We start from the raw sequence: 20048 nt of genomic DNA, 5'->3' as shown, positions 1-20048 counted from the left end.
CAGAATGACCATCAAAACCATCTCGCTACGCACCCGGAAGCCGGATGTCGTTGACAAGCGCTTGCTCCAGTCGCTTCCCCCAGGGTTGGAGGAGATCACTTTCGATCTTCCGCGCCTTCTCAAAACGGCGGGAGTGTGGGAGGCGCTCCCGAAGAGACAGCGCCGTCACCTGAGGCGGCTGGCACCACGCCTCGTCACCGTCGTGGGCGGCAAGCCCAACCTGCCCGACGCTATCCGATCAGCGGGAACCGATGCTGCAGCCGCCGGGAACGGCAGTCGGCCGACGCAATCCGCGATCCACTCCACGATGAGGAAATCACATGTTTCATGAAGAAATGACAGCCTACTTCACGACTCTGGCCGACTTCCATCCTGCCGTGCTCCGCTGGTCAGGCCATGTTCTGCAGGACCAGCCGATGCTCGCGACGACCTTCGCGGCTACGTTGAATGTAATCATTCAGCAGACCCAGTTGCTGGGAATCGACGATGAAACGGCGCACGAGCTTCTCATTTGCCTGATCGAACATGAAGCAGGACCGGCCCTGCGCCGGCTGGGGATCAGCTTGCCCATCCCTTCGCGCGACCTGTTCTCAACCCTGGCGCATTCGTTTCGTGAAGACCACGAAATCGCAAAAGTCATGCTTCGAGAGCCATTGATGGTGGAGAAGGGTCCCGTCGGCATCATGCGCAGGTCGCTGTGGGCCGAAGGTTTGAGGGAACCGGAGGTGTCGCAGAGACTCGCCGAACTCCAGCAGCACTGCTCACAGATACACTGATCCTGTTGCACCAGGCTGCCTGCCAAGGCAGCGGTACCCAGCCGTGCGGCGCGTCGCGCGAAGCGGTTAAGCCATGTCATCCCAACAACAGTTCCTCCAACCCTGGCGACTGCCGCCGGGGGCAGAGAGTCACGTCCAAAGGTTAGTAAAATGACCCGCATCCGTCAGGCCATCCGATACATGAAGGAACTGGAGTCCGGCTTCGACCGCACGCTCCTTCCGCTGCCTACGGAGACCGTATTCCTCAAGCCAGCCGGTCCGCTCTCCGGCCGATACGTCTCATTCGAGGCCGACCCAAACGACGAAGAGGACTACTCCGGTCTCGTCAGCATTCCCTGGCTGTGGCAGCCGACTGCCGAGGCCACTCCGAGCCGCTGGTATCCGGCGCGCACGAAGGGCCATGCGCGCGGCACAATCACGAACCCGAAGACCCGAAAGGCAATCTCGTACAGCAGCACGTACGAGCGAAACCTCGCATACATGCTTTGTGCGTCCCGTCACATCGCGCACGTTGAGGACCAGCCTTCTGCGATTCCAGTCCCGTGCGAGGACGGCGAGAAGAGACACACGATCGACTACCGGACCACGATGTGCGGATCGCAAAACCGTATCGTGGTCGCCGTCCGCCCGTCCTGGCTTCTGGAAAAGGACGGTCTTCCCGAAACCATCGCCAGCATCAACCTCAACTCATTGGAAGGTTTTGCCGACGATGCCACCATCCTCACCGACAGGGAGGCCACCGACGCGCGCGGATGGAATGGAAAGAGCGTGCTCCGCGCCCTGAAGTCGCCGGTCGCCGAAGACAACGAAAGACTTCGAGACTTTGCGTCCAGGTTTCAGGGCACGGTCTCCCTGATTACCCTGACGGCAGGCTTCGAAAACAGGGCCGCGGCGGAAAACGCCGTCTGGTGCCTGATCCACGACGAAGTCCTCGTTCCGGTCCGGCCCGACCTCAGGCTCGTCGACGCCCCCTTCGTCCGCTTCAACCACAATCACTAGGAGACTTCCATGCAGGATCATATCCGAACTGCGCTTGCCCTGCAGCACGCCCCCGCCTCGCTCCCGTTCGTCAAGCTCCCCGAAGGCGCCCGCGTCAAGGACATGGGCATCGAGTACAACGTCCTATACTGCGACCGCAACGGCGCGGTGCTCCGCCGGATGGACGAGACAAACGCAACCATCAGCTTTACACAGGTCGACCTCAACGAGCGACTGAACCGCGACGCGGATCCGATGACGGTCGAATTCCGCTATTATTCCGACAGCAAGGCCAAAGCTCGCCTCAAGGGGACATCGAGCCTCAGTGTGCTTTGTCACAAGGATCAGGAAGACATTCTCCGGAAAGAATTCTTCGTCCGGAGTTTTCTCGAGCTGAAGGAACAAAACAAGGAGGAGCGGAGGCTGGCCCGCATCGACGGCCTTCCGATGCCGCCGTCCGTCAGCAAGTCCCGGGAATCCCTTCTTCGCGTGATCCCGCATATCGCGCGAGCCTGGCGTGAATTGCAGATCTCCTCCGGATCCTTTTTGGCCAGCAGGAAGCCGACGACGACGGGCCGGGTCAATTACACGACAAAGTCCAAGGTTGAACTCTGGGAGCCGTCGCCTTCCTCGGTGAAAGGCTGGATCCTCACAATGGAGGAGAACGAGTTCGATCCCGCGTGCCTGAAGAACACCTATCGCAGCGAGCGGCCCGAGTACTTCACCCCGGACGAATTGCAGTATCTGAATGACGCCGTGCGTGCTGCCTGCTCGACCAGCAAGCCCGATCTTGCCCAGATTCATAAGGACATGGTGGTTGGGCCGATGGTGGCCGCAAATGAGTTGCGATCCCCCGACGACCAGCTACGGATCCCGTGCGAGGACACGCTGCGCAATCGATACAATGCGCTCCCGGACATGTGGCGTGAACTTGGACGGAACGGCCGGGAAACCGCACGCAAAGAGTGGCAACCCGAACACGGCGGCATCGACATTATCCGCGCCCTCGAACGCATCGAGTGCGACGACCATGAAATCGATCTCCAGACTCTGCTGGTGAAGGTCGGTGCCTGGAAGACGCTTTCCAAGGCGGAACGCAAGAAGATCAAGCGCATCCGCCTTTGGATCACCGCCATGATCTGCGTCGCCACCCGTTGCATCATCGCGCTGCATGTCAGCGCCGAGCCGCCGTCGCTGAAGTCGGCGATGACGGCTCTGGAAATGTCGACTCGTGACAAGACTGACATCGCCCGCCGCCTCGGTTGTCAGTCGCCATGGATGCAGCACGGAACCGGGGAAACGATCGCGGTGGACAGCGCCGTGTACTTCGCCCATCGCCCCTACCGCATTGCCGTCAACGACATGGGCTGCGACATCTTTCTTCCTCCCGCCGGCCAGGCTTCCATGCGTGGCTACATCGAGCGCTGGTTCCAGACATGCTCTCACCAGATGTTCAACTACTTCGACGGCCGCACCTGGGGATCCATCGCCGAGAAGGGCGACTATGATTCCGAAGCTCACGCCGCTTCAGTAGCGGATCAGATCGCAGAATGCCTGATCCGCTGGGCCGTGGATGGCTATCACAATGCACCCCATGAGGGCCTGAACGGCGCGACCCCTCTCAACCGCTGGCTCGAACTTGCACGCGACCACGGTGTGCAGCCGGGTCCGACCGGAGCGCTGAGGGCCCACCTCTTCGGCACCTACGTGAAGCGCGTCATCTCCAAGAAGGGCCTTCGCGTCGCGGGTCTCTACTTCCAGAGCAAGGAGCTGCAGCAGATCCGGCGTAAGTCCAAGAAGACACCGGTCCTCGGGCGCGTGAACAATCATAATCTGGATGCCGTCTCGGTCCTTACGGAAAACGGATGGATTGAAGTTCCCTGTGTCCATCGTGAACTCGCGGGCGTGAGCATCTGGCGGTGGCTTGCGACCGTCGAACGGCTGAAGCTGTTCAATAGCGAGAACGCCAAGGCATCGCGTCAGATCCTCGTCGACACTTTCGCCTGGCTGAAGCAGCAGGCCGAGATGGCCCGACTCGAAGCCGGCCTAGTGAACCCTGTCCTGACGGACGAGGACTATCAGCGCTTCGAGCGGAAGATGGATCGCGAGTTCGATCTCATCGACATCAAGGGCGAGCCCGTTCCCGAAGGCGAATGGCGCCCTTCCAACGAGCTGTTCGCGGCCCTTCGCATCGCCCCGATCGTTTACGCCAGGACCCGAAGCGCCAAGGTCATCCGCGAGGAGGCCGAAACCGGAGGCCGTCCGCCGCTGGGAACCGCCCTTCCACCTCCGCCGCCGCAGGAGGCGAAGACGCAGAATGGTGATGATGATGACGACGAAGCCACCGTCATCCGCCGCATCAGCAATGACATTTTCGATGAGGAGTAAGGAGGACATCGTGACCCAATTGGAAGACCATGAGGCGAAGCGGAGCAAGGCAGCCATCGACCGCGTACGCGATCTGGTCGGTGCCAGCCGACTTTCCGTGGCCGACCGCGTCGCGCAACTCTACAACGAGTACATTCCCCTGGACCGCGACAAGCTGCTCAAGGACGCACTGATGGCCTCTGTCGCCAGCGTAACGATCCCGATCACAGGCAAGCCCGACAAGCGGCGCATCGTGGCGATTTGCGGGCGCTCCGGTGCGGGGAAAACGACCGCGATCGTGAAACATATCCAGAGCCTCAAGGCGATGGCAGCGTACGTCGATGAGGACAGCGTAAAGGTTCATCCCGTCATCTTCATCGAAGCGCCCTCCCCCTGTACGCCTCGCCTGCTCGCCATCGCGGGCCTCGAGGCCCTCGGGCACACGCCGCCGGACCGTATCCGAGAGAACGAAGCGTGGTTCCTCTTCCGCCGTCTGCTGAAAGTCCACAAGGTCATGTGGGTCGTCATCGACGAAGCCCAGCACGCGATCGAGTCTGCCACCGTCCGGGAGGCGACCGTCATCGGCGACGCGTTCAAGAACCTTACGCAGATGGCGGACTGGCCCGTACGTCTGATCCTGGTCGGCGTTCCTCCGCTCGCGAGCTTCCTCGCTCGAAAGCAACTCTACAACCGCCGCACCGTGATCCCGTTCGATACGGTCGACGCCGATGGGAACACGGATCTCGTCGAGAGCATCCTGAAGACGATCGTCCTCGAACACGCAGGCATGGAACTCAGGATCGATCTCGAGGCAGAGGAGAACCAAGAGGAAGCGGGAGCGACCAACAAGGAGAGAGATTTCCTGAAAAGGCTGGTGCACGCGTGCGATGCGGAGTTCGGCTCCGTAGTGCAGATGATCCGGGCAGCAGTGGAGCTGGCGATGCTGGCCGGCCGCGAGCATGTGCTGCTCGACGATTTCGTCAAGACCTACGCGTCGTTCTCGGGATGCAGGCCTAGCAAGAACGTCTTCACCGCAGCCAACTGGCAGGAGTTGGACCCGACCACCGCTCTGCTGCGCGACGACGATCGCTCATGGGAAGAGAACAAGTTGAAAATCAAGGGCAAGAACGCCACCAAATATGGAGTACGTCCCCAATGACCAGACTGTTTGAAATCATCGATTTCGATGCTCGCGAGACCGTTGCCAGCTACTGCTCCCGCCTCGCTGCAGCTTGCGGCTATCGGCATGCCCGGTCGTTCGGGGCCGATCTCCGCTTTCGTTTCCAGGGGCTTGCCGTCGGCAATGGGGACGACATCGAGAAATTCGCCTCGGTCATTGGGGTTCCGGCCTCCTATCTGTCCCATGGGATCATCGCCACCAATGACCGCCACAGCGTAGTTGCGGGACAGTCCCTCACCCGCGCCTTCATGCAGCGGCAGCGGCTGCGGTTCTGCCCCTACTGCGTCCTCGACGATGAACACCAAAAAAGTGGGCGGCGTGGTTTCCGCTCATTCGGTCGCGTTGACTGGCTGGTGAAATCCATCCGGTGCTGTGAAGCCCATGGAGTCCAACTGATCACGTGTGAGCAGAATCCGCAGCCCCTGTTCTTACACGATTTCGCGGCAAACCTCGCCGAGCTCGGAGACGTGCGAGGCCTGTTGTCCGATGTCAAATTCACGAAGCCGGACAGCCTCCAGCGTTACGTGGAGAAGCGGCTCCGTGGGAGGCCGACCGAGTCGAGGTGGCTCGATAGCCTGCCTCTCTACGTCGCCGTGCGCCTTTGTGAAACCGTCGGGGCGACGGAACGCCATGGCACTCACTTCCACGCATCGCCCATCGATGAAGGCGAATGGTCGGCATGTGCAGGTGCCGGCTACGATATCCTACGCGGCGGCGAGGACGATTTCCGCGACTACCTGCGCGGACAAGTGACACGCTTCTATGGGAAATCATCCGACATGGGAGGGCGCGCGATCTTCGGCCGCCTCTATGAACGGCTTGCCCACGAAACCGACGACAAGGCCTATGACCCGATCCGCGAGATCATGCGCGACGTTGCCATGGACAATCTCCCACTCGGGCCGGGCGATGAATTCTTCGGACCCGTCACCGAGAGGCGCCTGCACTCAGTGCAGTCCGCTTCCGTGGAATTCGGCGTTCATCCGAAACGGCTGCGTAAGACCCTCGTGAATGAAGGTCTGATCGCGGCCGACGATACATCGAAGACGTTCGAAAGGATCCTTCTGGACGCGCGCACGATGGAGAATTTCGCTCTCGAGGCCAAGAGCAGCCTCGATGTTCCGGACGCCAAGGCATACATCGGTGCCGGCCGTGTTCAATTCGAGATGTTGGTGAAGCATGGGTTCATCGAACCTGTTGGGGGGAATGGCACAGCAGCCGAAATTGCCGTTGACCGAAGGTTCTCGCCGAGTGGGCTTGACGAATTTCTTGGCCGCTTGCGGAGAGCCGTCATCAAGATCGATCACGATGGCCTTGGTGACATCAGGAATGTGATGACGAAAGTAGGCTGCACCTTCGCCGAAGTCATCGAACTCGTGCTCGGTGGAACGCTGACGACAGTGGCCTGGAACGAAGGTGAAACCGGACTCGCGGCGATCAAGCTTGACGCGGATGAGATCAAGGCGAAGACAGCGGGGGAAGACCATGGCTGCTTCTCGCTTCGCCAACTCGAGAGGCTTATTCCGGCATCGAGCACGATCATCAAGGCGCTTGTCGACGGTGGTCAGTTGCCGTCGGTCAAACGACGCAATCCGGTAAAGCGGAACATGCAGACGGTGGTCGAGCCTAGTTCGCTCGAAGCCTTCACGAAGGAATATCTGTCCCTGGGAAACTTCGCCACCAGCCGAAAGACCCGGACATGGAACCTGAAGCGAGATCTCGACGACGCCGGGATCATGCCGATCTTCTTCGCGGGCGAGATGCCGTTCTACCGTAGGTCGGAAATCGAGCGGATGTAATTTCCTGCTGATGCGACGTTCAATCAAGCCGGGTTCTGCCCGGCTTTTTTATGCCCGGTTCAGTTGGCCACTTTTAGCTTCCGGATTAGCCATTTCTGGATCGGATTTCAGGCACCGCGTGCAGAAAATCAATGGGTTACGAGAAACATGGCCAATACCAAGGTCGTTTTCTCACGGCCCGGGGGAAACCTCGGGCCTATCGGCTTTTTCGGCAATGGGGTTAGGGAATGGCAGAGTTCAACTGGACGTGCCCTTATTGCTCTCACTATCAGACAGTCAGTGAAGCAAAATACGACCTTAGCACTAGCCAACTTGACCTAGGCGAGACTTGTGACGGCAAACTTGTGGGCGTTGAAATCCAAGCTATTGGATGCTCAAACCCTCAATGTAAAAATATTACTTTGAATTTGACATATGGCAAGTTGATATACGCCTCAGGATATTATCGAATAAACGAGCGGATATTACAAACGCGCATAAAACCGGATAGCCGCGCTCGCCCACTACCACCTATTATTCCGCAGCCAATTGGTAATGACTATATAGAAGCGTGTCGAATCGCGAATCTAAGTCCAAAAGCATCGGCGACCCTAGCTAGAAGATGCATTCAAGGAATGATCCGTGACTTCTGCGGGATCACGAAGCCGACACTCAATCAGGAAATCAACGAGCTAAAGAAACTCTTCGATGAAGGGCATGCGCCTCGGGGCGTATCTGAAGAGAGCTTCGAGGCCATCGAAGCGATTCGCAAGATTGGCAATATTGGCGCTCATATGGAGAAAGACATCAACGTGATCGTCGATGTAGAACCGGATGAAGCCGAATTGCTGCTCAGTCTCGTGGAAAACTTATTCGACGATTGGTACATCGCTCGCCAAAAACGGCAGGATAGATTGGCTCGCGTAACCGCCAGCGTTGAGGAAAAAGAGACAATCCGGAAAGCTCCTCAGAACAATGCTTAATAGGGCCTCTCCCCTTTTTGGCGCAACTACGGCAGGTGAGGTGAACAGAGCCGCCACTCCACCTCTCCCCCTGTGGGAGAGGTTACAAAATCGCGGTCTTAGCGACAGCTAAGTCGCAGATTTTGTTGGTGAGGGGGTAGGACGGCTGGCAGGGCACAAGCCCCCTCACCTGCAATTTCTAGCACTTAGCTCACGCTAAGATGCTGAAATTGCTTCCTCTCCCACAAGGGGAGAGGAAACCACCATCCGCTCACTCCCCGGTATTCCTCAACGCGCCAAGGATGGCGCGGCACACGCTGTCGGGGCTGTCCGTCACCTCGTCGTTCCAGAAACGCAAGATACGGAAACCCTCGCCGCGAAATATCGCGTCGCGTGCGCGATCGGTCCAGCTTTCCACATGTTGCGAGCCGTCGACCTCCACGATCAGCCTCGCCTCGAAACAGACGAAATCAAGAATATAGCCCTTGAGCGGCACCTGGCGGCGGAACTTGAAACCCTCGATACGTCGATCCTTCAGCATCTGCCACAGGATGTCTTCCGGCCGTGTGGCATCCGCCCGCATGTCGCGGGCCCGCTTGCGGTGAAGCTCCGGCGGGCGATGGCGCATTCGGTCTCCCTCTGTCGCTCGACAGGATAGCACGGAGGAGTCGTGGCAAGAATGGCTTGGCATGCCAGACAGGTTTTCTGACCGCACGAACCAACCCTCGCCCGATACCCTAATTTTTGGGGAGAGCGTCGACTGCAAGCGTTTTGGCCGGAGAACCCGTTGCTTTGCAGCCAAATTCTTCATGTCATATTAATGTTCGTATCCTTCCTTTCGACCCATGAGGAGCGTCGCTGCCGAGGTTTGCAAGACCCCCGCAAGAAGGGCAGACATCCCGGCACTGCAACGAAGAAGGTGAGAAAGACCACAATGGAGGTTCCGATGAAACATATTGCGCGCATTGCGGTCTGCGCGGCCGCCCTCGCCGTCGCGTTTACGATGCCGTCCGCGGGCGGCTTCGGCTTCGTCGACCAGGCGCTTGCCGGTAACGGAAACGGCGGCGGTCATGGCAATGGTCATGCCTCCGACAAGTCGCGGAACGGCAACGCCTACGGCAAGCTCGGCACCAAGCCGGCGAAGGCGAAGAAAACGGATACCGAAACGGTCGGCGCGGACGAACTCGGCCCGCTCAACGCCGCCCACGCCTCACCGGTCGCGCGCATGTTCGCCTCGCCGAATTCGGCCGTCGGCAAGGTCGCCACGTACCAGGAAGCCCGCGCCGCAGCCCTCGAACTTGCCGATCCGGCCGCCCAGACCGCCGCTATCGACGCTGCGGTCGACGAGCTGGAAGCAGGCTTCGGCCTGACGCTCACCTCGGCCCAGATCGACAAGCTGAACGCGATCCTCGATTCGCGCTGATCGCCCTTGTCCGGAGCCTGCCCTCCCCGCCTTTGCCGGAGAGGGCGGCCGTTCGGCCGGCGAAGCCCGCCAACCCTGCAGATATGAGCGAACGGCGACACTGCAAACCGCTGCTTGCAACCTCCGCTCGAATCGAGAGACCATCGGGCATCCGTTTCTCGGCGGGGCCCACCACTGCCTCCTTCCTTCGACATCCGCATGAAAGACGTCGATTTCTCCCGCATGGACGTCTGCGAGAGCGAGCACTGGCTCACGCGCCTTCATTTCAACCAGAGCTATCTCGGGCGCTGCCTCGTCATCGCAAAGCGCGTCTCGGATACCTCGCTCGCGACCTGCACCGACGACGAATACCGGGATCTTCGACTGGTTCTGCAGCGCTACGAGCGGGTGGTCGGAGCTGCCTTCCAGCCGGCGCGCTTCAACTATACCCAGCTCGGCAACGAGTGGCCGCAGCTCCACGTGCACGCGATCCCGCGTTACGACACGCCGCGCCGGTGGAAGCACTACACCATCACCGACACCCGCTATCACCAGAACCCCTCGCCCAAGCCGCCGCCGCCGGTGCCGCTGGATGAGGCTTATGCGATCGCCGCGCATTTGCGGGCGCTGTTTGCGGCGGGCTGACGCGCTGCCAAAACGGCGCCCGATCGACAGATCGGAAACGTCGCGCCGAGAGGCGCCCTTGAGAATGCCGCAAATGCGTCCTAAATCAGAGGAAGTGACGGAGACGGCGCATTCAATTCCGATGCGTCGTCCTTCACGGAGACTTTGACCTGATGCGGCAATTGCGCAATCTCGGGAGAATGGCTTGGCTGGTGCTGGTCGTCGTGGCCGCGTTTGCCTTTACCGGTGCGCCCGGCGCCAGCGCCCACCAGACGAACTGCGGCAGTGTCATGACCGTCGCGGCGGACGGCGCCCATCAGCACCACCATACAAAATCCGGCGACAGCACCGCCACGAAGGCGGCGGCCGTTCCCTGCTGCACGACCGCCTGCCCACTCTGCGTTTCGGCGGCGGGTCCTGCCGGGGCCGCTCCCCATGCGGTCGCCTTCCTCCACCTCGTCTATCCCGAGCGCCAGTCCGGCCTGTCGGGCAACGAGCCGCCGCCGGACTTCGAACCACCACGTCCCCTCGCCTGATCGATCCGTCAGCCGCACTCAAGCGGCGGCATGTCCCCACATGCATGGATGAAACTGCTGTCGGCCGAGGCCGACACACCGATCAGGAGAAAAGATCGTGTATCGTCGCAAATTCTTGAAGACTCTCGCCCTCGGCACCGCCGCGGCCGGGTTCGCCCCTTCCATTCTTTCAACCAATGCACGGGCCGCGGCCGACACACCGGCGAAGCGCCTTGCCGTTACCAGCCGTGTCCTCGCGGTCAACGGCAAGCCGGCCAAGGTCTTCGGGCTCGTCCAGCCGGATGGCACTCCCGGCCTGACCTTCGACGCAGGCGCCGATTTCGACGTGCTGCTCGCCAACGAGACCGCCGAGCCGACGCTCATCCACTGGCACGGGCTCACCCCGCCCTGGGCCATGGACGGCGTTCCGGACAATCCGGCCGCGCTCATGACGCCTGCAGAAACCCGCGGCTACACCTTCCCCGCCGGCAGCGGCGGAACGCACTGGATGCACGCCCACACCCTGCAGGAGCAGAACCTGCTCGCCGCTCCGCTGATCGTCCGGCGGCCGGAGGAAGCGGCAAGCGACGAGCAGGAGGTGGTCATCCTTCTCCATGACTTTTCGTTCCGGTCGCCCGAAGAGCTCCTCGAAGAGCTGAAAGGCGGTAATGGCCACGGTGCCGCCCAGATGGGCGGGATGTCGATGGGGGGCATGTCCGGCATGGGCCATATGGGCCACGACATGGGCGGCTCCATGGGTGGCGGCTCCATGGGTGGCCAGCAGGGCATGGCCATGCCCGGAATGGGCGGCATGGCCGGCATGGACCTCAACGACATCGAGTACGACGCCTATCTCGCCAATGACCGGACACTCGACGACCCGCAAGTCGTGCAGGTCGAGAAAGGCGGGCGGGTGCGGCTGAGGATCATCAACGGTGCGACCTCGACCGCCTTCACCATCGACACCGGCGAGGTGCTCGGCCGCCTCGTCGCGGTCGACGGCCAGCCGGTGCAGCCGATCGCCGGCACGCGCTTCCCGGCCTCCATGGGCCAGCGGCTCGACATCGTGGTCGAGCTTCCCAAGGAGGGCGGCGCCTTCCCCATTCTGGCCCTGCGCGAAGGCTCGACGAAGCGGACGGGCCTCGTGCTCGCGAGTGCCGGAGCCGCGATCGGAAAGCTCGCCGGTGACGGCGAGGAGACCGGCCCCGCACTCGATCTGGGGCTCGAACAGCGACTGAGGGCGGTCACACCGCTCGACAAGCGCCAGCCCGCCCGCAGCTACCGGATGGTGCTCGGCGGCGACATGGCGAGCTACACCTGGTCGATCGCGGGCGCCGAGACGCTTGCCGTCGGCACCGGCGAGCGAATCCGTTTCGTCGTCCAGAACATGTCGATGATGGCGCATCCGATGCACCTGCACGGGCATCATTTCCAGGTGACCGCCGTCAACGGCGTCGCGATCGCCGGTGCGGTCCGCGACACAGTACTGCTGCCGCCGATGGCCGAGGTCGCGCTGGAGTTTGACGCCAACAACGCCGGACGCTGGCCCTTCCACTGCCACCATCTCTACCACATGGCCTCGGGCATGATGGCGTTCGTCGCCTACGGCAATGCCTGATAGAATGAGCGGGCGAGGTTTTGCCTCGCCCGCGTCCCGACCTGTCACGCGAGGAGGCAACAATGGCTGACGAGCACCATCACGGTCATCATCACGAGCACAGCCAAGAACGGACGGTCCCCCCGGCAGCGGATGTCTCCGGCAAAGGCGGGGTGGTCTACACCTGCCCCATGCATCCGCAGATCCGCCAGCTCGGCCCCGGCAACTGCCCGATCTGCGGCATGGCACTGGAGCCGGAAACGGCGACGCTGGAGACGGGTCCGAGCCCGGAACTCCTCGACATGCAGCGACGCTTCCGGATCGGACTCGCTCTGACACTGCCGGTCGTGCTTCTCGAGATGGGACAGCACCTCTTCGACCTGCACATGCTCATATCGCCTATGACGACCGACTGGATTCAGCTCGTGCTGGCGACGCCCGTGGTGCTCTGGGCCGGCTATCCCTTCTTCGAGCGCGGCTGGGCCTCGCTCGTCTCCCGTCACCTCAACATGTTCACGCTGATCGCCATGGGCACGGGCGCAGCATGGATCTACAGCATCGTCGCGACTGTCGCCCCGTCGGTCTTCCCCGCGACCTTCCGTTCCGGCGACGGGGCGGTCGACGTCTATTTCGAGGCGGCTGCGGTGATCATCGTGCTGGTGCTGCTCGGGCAGGTGCTGGAATTGCGGGCGCGCGAGCAGACGGGCGGCGCGATCCGCGCGCTCCTCGATCTCGCACCGAAGACTGCGCGGCGCGTGCGCAGCGACGGGACCGACGAGGATGTGCCGCTCGACATCGTCGCGGTCGGCGACAGGTTGCGCGTCCGCCCGGGCGAGAAGGTGCCGGTCGACGGGGAGCTTCTCGAAGGCCGCAGTTCGATCGACGAGTCGATGGTCACCGGGGAGTCGATGCCGGTCACCAAGGAGCCCGGCGCCAGGCTGATCGGCGGCACGATCAACCGCACCGGCGGCTTCGTCATGGAAGCGCGGCGGGTCGGACGCGACACGGTGCTCTCGCAGATCGTCCATATGGTGGCCGAGGCGCAGCGTTCTCGGGCACCGATCCAGCGGCTCGCCGACGACGTTTCGGGCTGGTTCGTGCCGATCGTCATCCTCGTGGCACTTACCGCCTTCGGCACCTGGACGGCCGTCGGCCCGGAGCCGCGTTTCGCCCACGGTCTGGTCGCGGCAGTCGCCGTGCTCATCATCGCATGCCCCTGCGCGCTGGGGCTTGCGACGCCCATGTCGATCATGGTCGGCGTCGGGCGTGGCGCCGGCATGGGCGTGCTGATCAAGAATGCCGAGGCGCTGGAGCGCATGGAAAAGATCGACACCCTCGTCATCGACAAGACGGGCACGCTGACCGCCGGTCGGCCGGAAGTCGTCGCGATCGCTACCGTTCCCGGCGTCAAGGAGACCGAACTGCTGCGACTTGCGGCGAGCCTCGAGCGGTCGAGCGAGCACCCGCTGGCGGCTGCCGTGGTGAGCGCCGCCGAGGTTCGCAAGGTAGCGCTCGCGGACGCGCAGGACTTCGACAGTCCCGTCGGCCGCGGCGTGACGGGCACCGTCGACGGGCACCGCCTGATCATCGGCAGTCACCGGATCATGGCCGACGAGAAGATCGACATTTCGGCGCTCGGCACGAAGGCGGAGGAACTGCGTGGCGAAGGCGCGACGGTGATCTTCACCGCAGTCGACGGCCGTCTGGCCGGTCTCTTCGCCATCGCGGACCCGATCAAGCCGACGACGCCGCCGGCCGTCGGCGCGCTCCTTGCGGAAGGCGTCCGCGTGGTGATGCTCACCGGCGACAACCGCACCACCGCGAACGCCGTCGCCCGCAGACTCGGGATCACCGAAGTCGAGGCCGAGGTGCTGCCGGAACACAAGAGCGAGATCGTCGCGCGTCTGCGCAACGATGGCCGCGCCGTGGCGATGGCCGGCGACGGCGTCAACGACGCGCCCGCTCTCGCCGCCGCCGACGTCGGCATTGCCATGGGAACGGGAACCGACGTCGCGATCGAAAGCGCCGGCGTCACGCTCCTCAAGGGCGATCTCGAGGGCATTGTGCGGGCGAGGCAGCTGAGCCGCGCGACCATGCACAACATCCGCCAGAACCTCTTCTTCGCCTTCATCTATAATGCGCTCGGTGTGCCGGTCGCGGCAGGCGCGCTCTATCCGGTCTTCGGTCTCCTGCTGTCGCCGATCATTGCGGCGGCGGCGATGGCGCTCTCCTCCGTCAGCGTGATCAGCAATGCGCTACGTCTGCGGAGTGCGCGACTATAAGGTCCGGCAAACATCGGCGCACCGCCGATGGTGTTGCGAAAGCGCGCGACGGGCTATCATCGCGCCGGTGATTCCCGTCACCGGCGCGTTCCCTCCCTGAAGTGAGTTCCCTCATGCAAAGCCCCGTCATCGATGTCGTCGTCAGCGACACGCCGCCCGAAGATCGTGACGCGGTGCTCGACGTTCTGCGCACCTACAACCGGGCGCAGACCGGCCGCGTTCGCGGAGCCGATTTCGCCGTGCTGCTGCGCGATCCGGAAACCGGATCGGTGATCGGCGGGCTCTATGGCGAGGAGAGCTATGGCTGGGCCTTCATCAAGTATCTGGTGGTGCCGGAGAACCTCCGTGGGCTGGGTCTCGGCAGCCGCCTGATCGAGGAAGCAGAAGAGATCGCACGCAGGCGCGGCTTCGTGGGAGTCTGGCTCGACACCTACGATTTCCAGGCGCGGCCCTTCTACGAGAAGCTCGGCTATACCGTCTTCGGCGAGCTCGAAGGCGGCGCCGGCGCCTACGGCCAGTTCTTCCTCAAGAAGCGCTTCGCGTGAGCATTCCTGACCTCGACCGGAAACGGGTTGCCCTTCCGGGCCGGGCCGCTGTCAGGCCTTGTACCTGCGCCACCGCCTGCCAGCCACCAATCCTTAACCGCGGGACTCTAGAATGTTCTTCCCGACCAGTGAATGACACGAGACACGCATGCCGAACCCGACCTTCCGCTTCACCCACTACGACCTCAACGAGCAACCGGCCGGCGCGATCATCGAGGTGACGCTGAACGCCGTGAACAATGTGCGGCTGATGACGGCGACGAATTTCCAGCGTTTCAAGGAAACCCTGGATTTCAAATATGTCGGCGGGGTCGCCAAGAAGTCGCCGATCCGGCTCACCATTCCGGAAGCCGCGCATTGGCACCTGATCGTCGACATGGAAGGCCATCACGGACTTGCCGATTCCTCCGTCCGCATGATCGCCTCGCCGGCCCGGCAGCAGCGCCAGCAGAAGGCGTCTTAAAGACGGTCAGGCGCCGCCGCGCTCCCGGCGAAGCTTGGACCACCAGTCGAGACGCTTGCGGATCTCCCGCTCGAAGCCACGCTCCGGCGGGTCGTAGAAGGTCTTTCGCCCCATCTTCTCCGGAAAATAGTCTTGGCCCGAAAAGGCATCGGGCTCGTCGTGGTCGTAACGGTAACCCTCGCCGTAACCTTCACCCTTCATGAGCTTGGTCGGGGCGTTCAGGATGTGCTTCGGCGGCAGCAGCGAGCCATTCTCCTTGGCCGCGCGCATCGCCGACTTGTAGGCCATATAGACGGCGTTCGACTTCGGCGCGGTGGCGAGATAGACGCAGGCCTCGGCGAGCGCCAGTTCCCCCTCCGGTGAGCCGAGATAGTCATAGGCATCCTTGGCGGCGTTGCAGATCACCAGTGCCTGCGGATCGGCGAGACCGATATCCTCGACCGCCATGCGCACCAGCCGCCGGCCGAGATAGAGCGGGTCCTCGCCGGCGTCGAACATCCGGCAGAGATAGTAGAGTGCGGCATCGGGATCGGAGCCGCGCACCGACTTGTGGAGCGCCGAGATCAGATTGTAGTGGCCGTCCTGGCCCTTGTCATAGACGGGCGCGCGCCGCTGCACGATCCGCGTCAGGCCCTCCGTGTCGAACACCTCGTCCTTGCGGGCGGCGCGCCAGACTTCCTCGGCAAGTGTCAGCGCCGCCCTGCCGTCGCCGTCCGCCATGCGGATGAGGCTCGCCCTCGCGTCGGCATCAAGCGGCAAGGGTTTGCCTTCCACCGCCTCGGCACGTGCGAGCAGCGTCTCGAGGCTTTCCTCGTCATGGGGCTTGAAGATCAGCACCCGGGCACGCGACAGAAGTGCGGCGTTGAGCTCGAACGAGGGGTTCTCCGTGGTCGCTCCGACGAGGATGATCGTGCCATCTTCTATGACCGGCAGGAAGCTGTCCTGCTGGGCACGGTTGAAGCGATGGATCTCGTCGACGAAGAGCAGCGTCTGCCGCCCGTTCATCCGGCGCGCTCTCGCCGCATCGAAGACCTTTTTCAGGTCTGCGACGCCGGAGAAGATCGCCGAGATCTGTTCGAAGGCGAGCCCTGCCTCGCCGGAGAGCAGCCGGGCGACCGTGGTCTTACCGGTGCCGGGCGGCCCCCAGAAGATCATCGAACCGAGCGAGCCGCTGTCGATCATCCGGCGCAGCACCCCATCCTCGCCGGTCAGGTGCTCCTGGCCGGTCACCTCGGCGAGCGTGGTCGGACGCAGGCGATCAGCGAGCGGCCGCTTCGAGGCGACCGCGTCGGGAACCTGCGGTGCAAAGAGGTCGTCGCTCATCGGAACAATTGCCTGATGCGTTCGCCGTCGCGCTCGATCTCCACTCGCCAGATACCCGGATCGCTGGCCGTCAACGTCTCCATGTCCGCGCTCGACGTGACGTTCGTGCCGTTGACGGCCACGATGATGTCGTGCGGCCGGAAGCCGAGCCGTGCGGCGATCGAGCCGCCATCCACAGCGGTGATGACCACACCGGTGACCTCCGTCGGCATCCGCAGTTCGTAGGCGAGCCGCGGCGACAGATTGGCGACCGTTGCCCCGGCAAACGGGCTATGGCCGCCGATCACCCGTTCGTCGCGCGGACGGGTTTCCGGGGCGGCCGCAAGCGGCAGGGTGATTTCCTTTTCCGAACCGTTGTCCTTGACGGTGAGCGCCACCGAGGTGCCGAGGCCCGCGGTCGTCAGCCGATAGCCGAGCGCGTCGGGATGTTCGACGGGAACGCCGTTGACGGCAGTCACCACCTGACCGGGGCGCAGGCCTGCCTTCGCTGCTGGCCCATCCTCGACGACGCGGATGACCAGCGCACCGCGGGGTCTGTCTAGCCCCAGCGCCTCGGCGACATCCGAGGTCACGGCGTCGAAGGAAGCGCCGATATAGGGGCGTTCGAAACTGACGTCCCCCCGTTCGGCGGCAGCCAGGAAGACCTTGACGAGATTGGCGGGGATAGCAAAGCCGACGCCGTTCGAGCCGCCGCCCTTCGAGAAGATCGCCGTATTGATGCCGATGAGTTCGCCGTTCATGTTCATCAGCGCGCCGCCGGAATTGCCGGGGTTGATCGCCGCATCTGTCTGGATGAAGAAGCCGAAATCGCCCTCGGTCACCTGGTTGCGGGCAAGCCCCGAGACGATGCCGCTCGTCACCGTCTGGCCGACACCGAAGGGGTTGCCGATCGCGAGCACGAGGTCGCCCACCTCGATCGCGTCCGAATTGCCGATCTTGAGTGCCGGCAGCGGCTCGCGAGCATCGATCTTCAGCACGGCAAGGTCGAGGCGATCGTCCTTCAGCACCACCTTGCACGGGAATTCCCGGCCGTCGGCCAGTGCGATCTTGATCTCGTCGGCGCCGCCGATCACGTGGTTGTTGGTGACGACGATCCCCTTGGAATCGACGATGACGCCCGAGCCCAGCGAGGTCTGCTTCTCGCTGCGGTTCGGCATGCGCTGGCCGAAAAACTGCTCGAAGAAGGGATCACCGGCGAAGGGGGACGCGCGGCGCTGGACCATCCGCTCCGCGTAGACGTTGACGACTGCGCCGTGTGTCTCGCGCACCAGAGGCGCGAAGGAGAGCTGCATTTCGGCTTGCGAGCGCGGCAGCACCTTGGTCGCCTCCTCGGCGGAAGCGGAAAGCGGCGACAGCAGCGCGAGCGAAAGCACCGAAACGGCAGCGAAGCGGACCAAGCCTAGCATGGGAGACTCCCGATAAATTCACAGAATGGCTTTTAGTGCGGAGCGAACCGGAAGGGAACGGCAAATCGCCCTCTTCCGATCCCGACAATTTAGCCGGACACCGCGCATTTCCAAGGCAGGCGACATTACAAGTCGGTCATGTTCCCCGTCCCGAAGAAATCTCCGATGCTGGGCATACTGTCTCCTCTCGCACGATAAGCTGCTGATTGAATTGCGCTTTATCAATTTCGGCGATGACCGTTCAGGTAGTTGTCAGGAAGTGCTTCTAGCTTTCAGCGAGGATCTGACGATTCCGAGGGAGACACGATGGCCGATCAAGCACCGCCGGAAGAGACCCGCATAGCCGTTTGGGACCTGCCCGTGCGCGCCTACCACTGGCTTCAGCTCGTGCTCGTCGCGGTCGCGGCGGTCACCGGCTTCCTTCTCGGCGGGCGCTGGATCGACGTGCATGTCTGGGCCGGTGCGGCGCTCGCCGCTCTTCTCGTCATGCGTATCATCTGGGGCTTCGCGGGCAGCACCTATGCACGCTTCTCGACCTTCTTGCCGGCACCACGCACGGTATTCTCTCACGTTCGTGAGCTGAAATCGGGAACCGCTCGCCCTCATCTCGGGCACAATCCGCTCGGCGCCCTGATGATCCTGGCGCTCGTTGCCGTCATCGCCGGCCTCGTCGTGTCCGGTACGATCATCTTCGGCGGCGTCTTCAAGAAGGGGCCTGGCGCCGCCTTCTTCTCCTTTGCGACCGGGTTCTCGGCGCGCGAGATCCACGAACTGCTCGCCTTCGCGCTGCTCGGCCTGGTCGGACTGCACATCGCCGGTGCTTTCTTCGAGAGCTGGCGCACGGGCGAGAACCTGACTCGGGCAATGGTGACCGGCCGCAAACGGCTGGAACCCGGCAGGTATGAGGAAAGACCGATCGCCGCCCGTCCGCTGGTGGCCATCGTCACCATACTCATGCTGTTCGGCGCTGCAGTGCCGCTCGGGCTTTCGCTCGCGGCCATCCCGCCGTCCGGCATGCCCGTGGCGCAACTCGATCCGGTCTACCGGCAGGAATGCACCGCCTGCCACATGGCCTATCATCCGAGCCTGCTGCCGGTCGCGAGCTGGCAGGCGTTGATGGACAACCTCGATGACCACTTCGGCGAGGATGCGAGCCTCGATCCCGAAACGGCGACAACGATCACGGCGTTCCTGACCGCAAATGCCGCGGAAACCGCCGACACCAAGCCGGCCAACGCCTTCCGTCGACTCGATCCGGCATCCCCCTACGAGCTCACGGCGACACCGTTCTGGAAGCGCATGCACGGCGAAATCCCGGACTCCGTCTTTGCTGCCAAGCCGGTGAGCAGCAAGGCGAACTGTGCCGCCTGCCACGGCGATGCCGAAGCCGGCGCCTTCTACCCTGCGAACATCAACATCCCGAAGGAGGACTTGAAATGAAGAAGACAGCGATGCTCCTGCTGTGCGGCCTCGGCCTGCTTGCGGCTGCGCCCGCGAACGCCGACCCTGCCCGCGACGCCATCCTGAAGGATTACGCGAGCGCGGCCGGCGTCGCCTCCTTCTCGGCCGATGCCGGCAAGGCTCTGTTCCAGGCGAACCACACCGGCGGCAAGCCCGACACCCCCTCCTGCACGACCTGTCACACCGCCGATCCTCGACAGCCCGGCAAGTCGCGCGTCGGTAAGGTCATCGAGCCGATGGCGGTCTCGGCTAATCCGAGCCGCTTCACCGACGCGGCTGAGGTGGAGAAATGGCTCCGCCGCAACTGCACCTCCGTCCTCGGGCGCGAATGTACCGCCGAGGAAAAGGGTAATATCATCACCTATCTTTCAAGCCTCTGACCGGAGACC

At 62.9% G+C, this 20048-nt stretch carries 19 protein-coding genes; 16 read left to right on the top strand and 3 right to left on the bottom strand.

Features of this window, described 5'->3' with window-relative positions; all coding sequences use genetic code 11:
• Positions 1-4: 4 nt before the first annotated feature.
• From NHF53_RS07925 to NHF53_RS07895, 7 genes are all read left to right on the top strand, one after another.
• A complete protein-coding gene (locus NHF53_RS07925; protein WP_252833741.1) occupies positions 5-331 on the top strand; it encodes a hypothetical protein in 327 nt (108 codons plus the stop codon).
• Complete coding sequence (locus NHF53_RS07920) at positions 321-776, top strand: hypothetical protein (RefSeq protein WP_252833740.1); 456 nt, start codon at positions 321-323, stop codon at positions 774-776. Before NHF53_RS07925 ends, NHF53_RS07920 begins: the two co-directional genes overlap by 11 nt.
• A 150-nt stretch (positions 777-926) precedes the next feature.
• Complete coding sequence (locus NHF53_RS07915) at positions 927-1775, top strand: hypothetical protein (protein ID WP_252833739.1); 849 nt, start codon at positions 927-929, stop codon at positions 1773-1775.
• A gap of 9 nt (positions 1776-1784) precedes the next feature.
• Positions 1785-4142, top strand: coding sequence for a hypothetical protein (locus NHF53_RS07910; RefSeq protein WP_252833738.1), 2358 nt, complete (start codon positions 1785-1787; stop codon positions 4140-4142).
• Positions 4072-5280 carry an ATP-binding protein gene (locus tag NHF53_RS07905; protein ID WP_252833737.1) on the top strand — a complete coding sequence of 403 codons (1209 nt, stop codon included), beginning with the start codon at positions 4072-4074 and terminating at the stop codon, positions 5278-5280. The genes NHF53_RS07910 and NHF53_RS07905 overlap by 71 nt, the downstream gene beginning before the upstream one ends.
• Positions 5214-7100, top strand: coding sequence for a TniQ family protein (locus tag NHF53_RS07900; RefSeq protein ID WP_252833736.1), 1887 nt, complete (start codon positions 5214-5216; stop codon positions 7098-7100). Before NHF53_RS07905 ends, NHF53_RS07900 begins: the two co-directional genes overlap by 67 nt.
• A gap of 227 nt (positions 7101-7327) precedes the next feature.
• Entirely contained in the window at positions 7328-8062 is a 735-nt protein-coding gene (locus NHF53_RS07895; protein ID WP_252833735.1) for a DUF4145 domain-containing protein, read from the top strand.
• Positions 8063-8312: 250 nt separating this feature from the next.
• Here the strand turns inward: NHF53_RS07895 and NHF53_RS07890 are convergent, their stop codons facing one another.
• A complete protein-coding gene (locus NHF53_RS07890; protein ID WP_252833734.1) occupies positions 8313-8669 on the bottom strand; it encodes an endonuclease domain-containing protein in 357 nt (118 codons plus the stop codon).
• A gap of 318 nt (positions 8670-8987) precedes the next feature.
• Between NHF53_RS07890 and NHF53_RS07885 the strand changes: the two genes are divergently transcribed.
• From NHF53_RS07885 to NHF53_RS07855, 7 genes are all read left to right on the top strand, one after another.
• The gene (locus tag NHF53_RS07885) at positions 8988-9464 is read left to right on the top strand and encodes a hypothetical protein (protein WP_252833733.1); all 477 of its coding nucleotides are present in this window, start codon (positions 8988-8990) and stop codon (positions 9462-9464) included.
• A gap of 198 nt (positions 9465-9662) precedes the next feature.
• Complete coding sequence (locus NHF53_RS07880; RefSeq protein ID WP_170141806.1) at positions 9663-10088, top strand: HIT family protein; 426 nt, start codon at positions 9663-9665, stop codon at positions 10086-10088.
• A gap of 152 nt (positions 10089-10240) precedes the next feature.
• Complete coding sequence (locus NHF53_RS07875; RefSeq protein ID WP_252833732.1) at positions 10241-10603, top strand: hypothetical protein; 363 nt, start codon at positions 10241-10243, stop codon at positions 10601-10603.
• A gap of 97 nt (positions 10604-10700) precedes the next feature.
• On the top strand, positions 10701-12200 hold the full coding sequence (locus NHF53_RS07870) for a multicopper oxidase family protein (protein WP_252833731.1): 1500 nt from the start codon (positions 10701-10703) through the stop codon (positions 12198-12200).
• 62 nt (positions 12201-12262) lie between these two features.
• Positions 12263-14461, top strand: a complete 2199-nt coding sequence (locus NHF53_RS07865) for a copper-translocating P-type ATPase (protein WP_252833730.1) — start codon at positions 12263-12265, stop codon at positions 14459-14461.
• Between the two features lie 113 nt (positions 14462-14574).
• Positions 14575-15006, top strand: coding sequence for a GNAT family N-acetyltransferase (locus tag NHF53_RS07860; protein WP_252833729.1), 432 nt, complete (start codon positions 14575-14577; stop codon positions 15004-15006).
• A 148-nt stretch (positions 15007-15154) separates the two neighbouring features.
• Positions 15155-15469, top strand: a complete 315-nt coding sequence (locus tag NHF53_RS07855; RefSeq protein WP_114362282.1) for a DUF1883 domain-containing protein — start codon at positions 15155-15157, stop codon at positions 15467-15469.
• Between the two features lie 6 nt (positions 15470-15475).
• Here the strand turns inward: NHF53_RS07855 and NHF53_RS07850 are convergent, their stop codons facing one another.
• Both NHF53_RS07850 and NHF53_RS07845 read right to left on the bottom strand, forming a co-directional pair.
• Complete coding sequence (locus tag NHF53_RS07850; RefSeq protein WP_252833728.1) at positions 15476-16792, bottom strand: replication-associated recombination protein A; 1317 nt, start codon at positions 16790-16792, stop codon at positions 15476-15478.
• Entirely contained in the window at positions 16789-18198 is a 1410-nt protein-coding gene (locus NHF53_RS07845) for a DegQ family serine endoprotease (protein WP_252833727.1), read from the bottom strand. The genes NHF53_RS07850 and NHF53_RS07845 overlap by 4 nt, the downstream gene beginning before the upstream one ends.
• A 306-nt stretch (positions 18199-18504) precedes the next feature.
• On the opposite strand from NHF53_RS07845, the gene NHF53_RS07840 reads away from it, so the two are divergent.
• On the top strand, positions 18505-19638 hold the full coding sequence (locus tag NHF53_RS07840; RefSeq protein ID WP_252833726.1) for a cytochrome b/b6 domain-containing protein: 1134 nt from the start codon (positions 18505-18507) through the stop codon (positions 19636-19638).
• Positions 19635-20039: a DUF1924 domain-containing protein gene (locus tag NHF53_RS07835; RefSeq protein ID WP_252833725.1), complete on the top strand. Its 405-nt coding sequence runs from the start codon at positions 19635-19637 to the stop codon at positions 20037-20039. The genes NHF53_RS07840 and NHF53_RS07835 overlap by 4 nt, the downstream gene beginning before the upstream one ends.
• Positions 20040-20048: the final 9 nt, after the last annotated feature.

Source organism: Ciceribacter sp. RN22 (assembly GCF_024054295.1).
GTDB classification, from domain to species: Bacteria; Pseudomonadota; Alphaproteobacteria; order Rhizobiales; family Rhizobiaceae; genus Allorhizobium; species Allorhizobium lividum.
The sequence above is the reverse complement of the archived record's forward strand: the minus strand, read 5'-3'. Positions and strand labels throughout refer to the sequence as shown.

What these genes read in the sequence shown, in the direction of transcription:
- NHF53_RS07900 (WP_252833736.1), top strand. Translation starts at nt 5,214, where the DNA reads ATGGGAAGAGAACAAGTTGAAAATCAAGGGCAAGAACGCCACCAAATA.
- NHF53_RS07860 (WP_252833729.1), top strand. Translation starts at nt 14,575, where the DNA reads ATGCAAAGCCCCGTCATCGATGTCGTCGTCAGCGACACGCCGCCCGAA.
- NHF53_RS07840 (WP_252833726.1), top strand. Translation starts at nt 18,505, where the DNA reads ATGGCCGATCAAGCACCGCCGGAAGAGACCCGCATAGCCGTTTGGGAC.
- NHF53_RS07880 (WP_170141806.1), top strand. Translation starts at nt 9,663, where the DNA reads ATGAAAGACGTCGATTTCTCCCGCATGGACGTCTGCGAGAGCGAGCAC.
- NHF53_RS07855 (WP_114362282.1), top strand. Translation starts at nt 15,155, where the DNA reads ATGCCGAACCCGACCTTCCGCTTCACCCACTACGACCTCAACGAGCAA.
- NHF53_RS07835 (WP_252833725.1), top strand. Translation starts at nt 19,635, where the DNA reads ATGAAGAAGACAGCGATGCTCCTGCTGTGCGGCCTCGGCCTGCTTGCG.
- NHF53_RS07905 (WP_252833737.1), top strand. Translation starts at nt 4,072, where the DNA reads ATGGTGATGATGATGACGACGAAGCCACCGTCATCCGCCGCATCAGCA.
- NHF53_RS07915 (WP_252833739.1), top strand. Translation starts at nt 927, where the DNA reads ATGACCCGCATCCGTCAGGCCATCCGATACATGAAGGAACTGGAGTCC.
- NHF53_RS07895 (WP_252833735.1), top strand. Translation starts at nt 7,328, where the DNA reads ATGGCAGAGTTCAACTGGACGTGCCCTTATTGCTCTCACTATCAGACA.
- NHF53_RS07865 (WP_252833730.1), top strand. Translation starts at nt 12,263, where the DNA reads ATGGCTGACGAGCACCATCACGGTCATCATCACGAGCACAGCCAAGAA.
- NHF53_RS07850 (WP_252833728.1), bottom strand. Translation starts at nt 16,792, where the DNA reads ATGAGCGACGACCTCTTTGCACCGCAGGTTCCCGACGCGGTCGCCTCG.
- NHF53_RS07875 (WP_252833732.1), top strand. Translation starts at nt 10,241, where the DNA reads ATGCGGCAATTGCGCAATCTCGGGAGAATGGCTTGGCTGGTGCTGGTC.
- NHF53_RS07925 (WP_252833741.1), top strand. Translation starts at nt 5, where the DNA reads ATGACCATCAAAACCATCTCGCTACGCACCCGGAAGCCGGATGTCGTT.
- NHF53_RS07845 (WP_252833727.1), bottom strand. Translation starts at nt 18,198, where the DNA reads ATGCTAGGCTTGGTCCGCTTCGCTGCCGTTTCGGTGCTTTCGCTCGCG.
- NHF53_RS07920 (WP_252833740.1), top strand. Translation starts at nt 321, where the DNA reads ATGTTTCATGAAGAAATGACAGCCTACTTCACGACTCTGGCCGACTTC.
- NHF53_RS07890 (WP_252833734.1), bottom strand. Translation starts at nt 8,669, where the DNA reads ATGCGCCATCGCCCGCCGGAGCTTCACCGCAAGCGGGCCCGCGACATG.
- NHF53_RS07910 (WP_252833738.1), top strand. Translation starts at nt 1,785, where the DNA reads ATGCAGGATCATATCCGAACTGCGCTTGCCCTGCAGCACGCCCCCGCC.
- NHF53_RS07885 (WP_252833733.1), top strand. Translation starts at nt 8,988, where the DNA reads ATGAAACATATTGCGCGCATTGCGGTCTGCGCGGCCGCCCTCGCCGTC.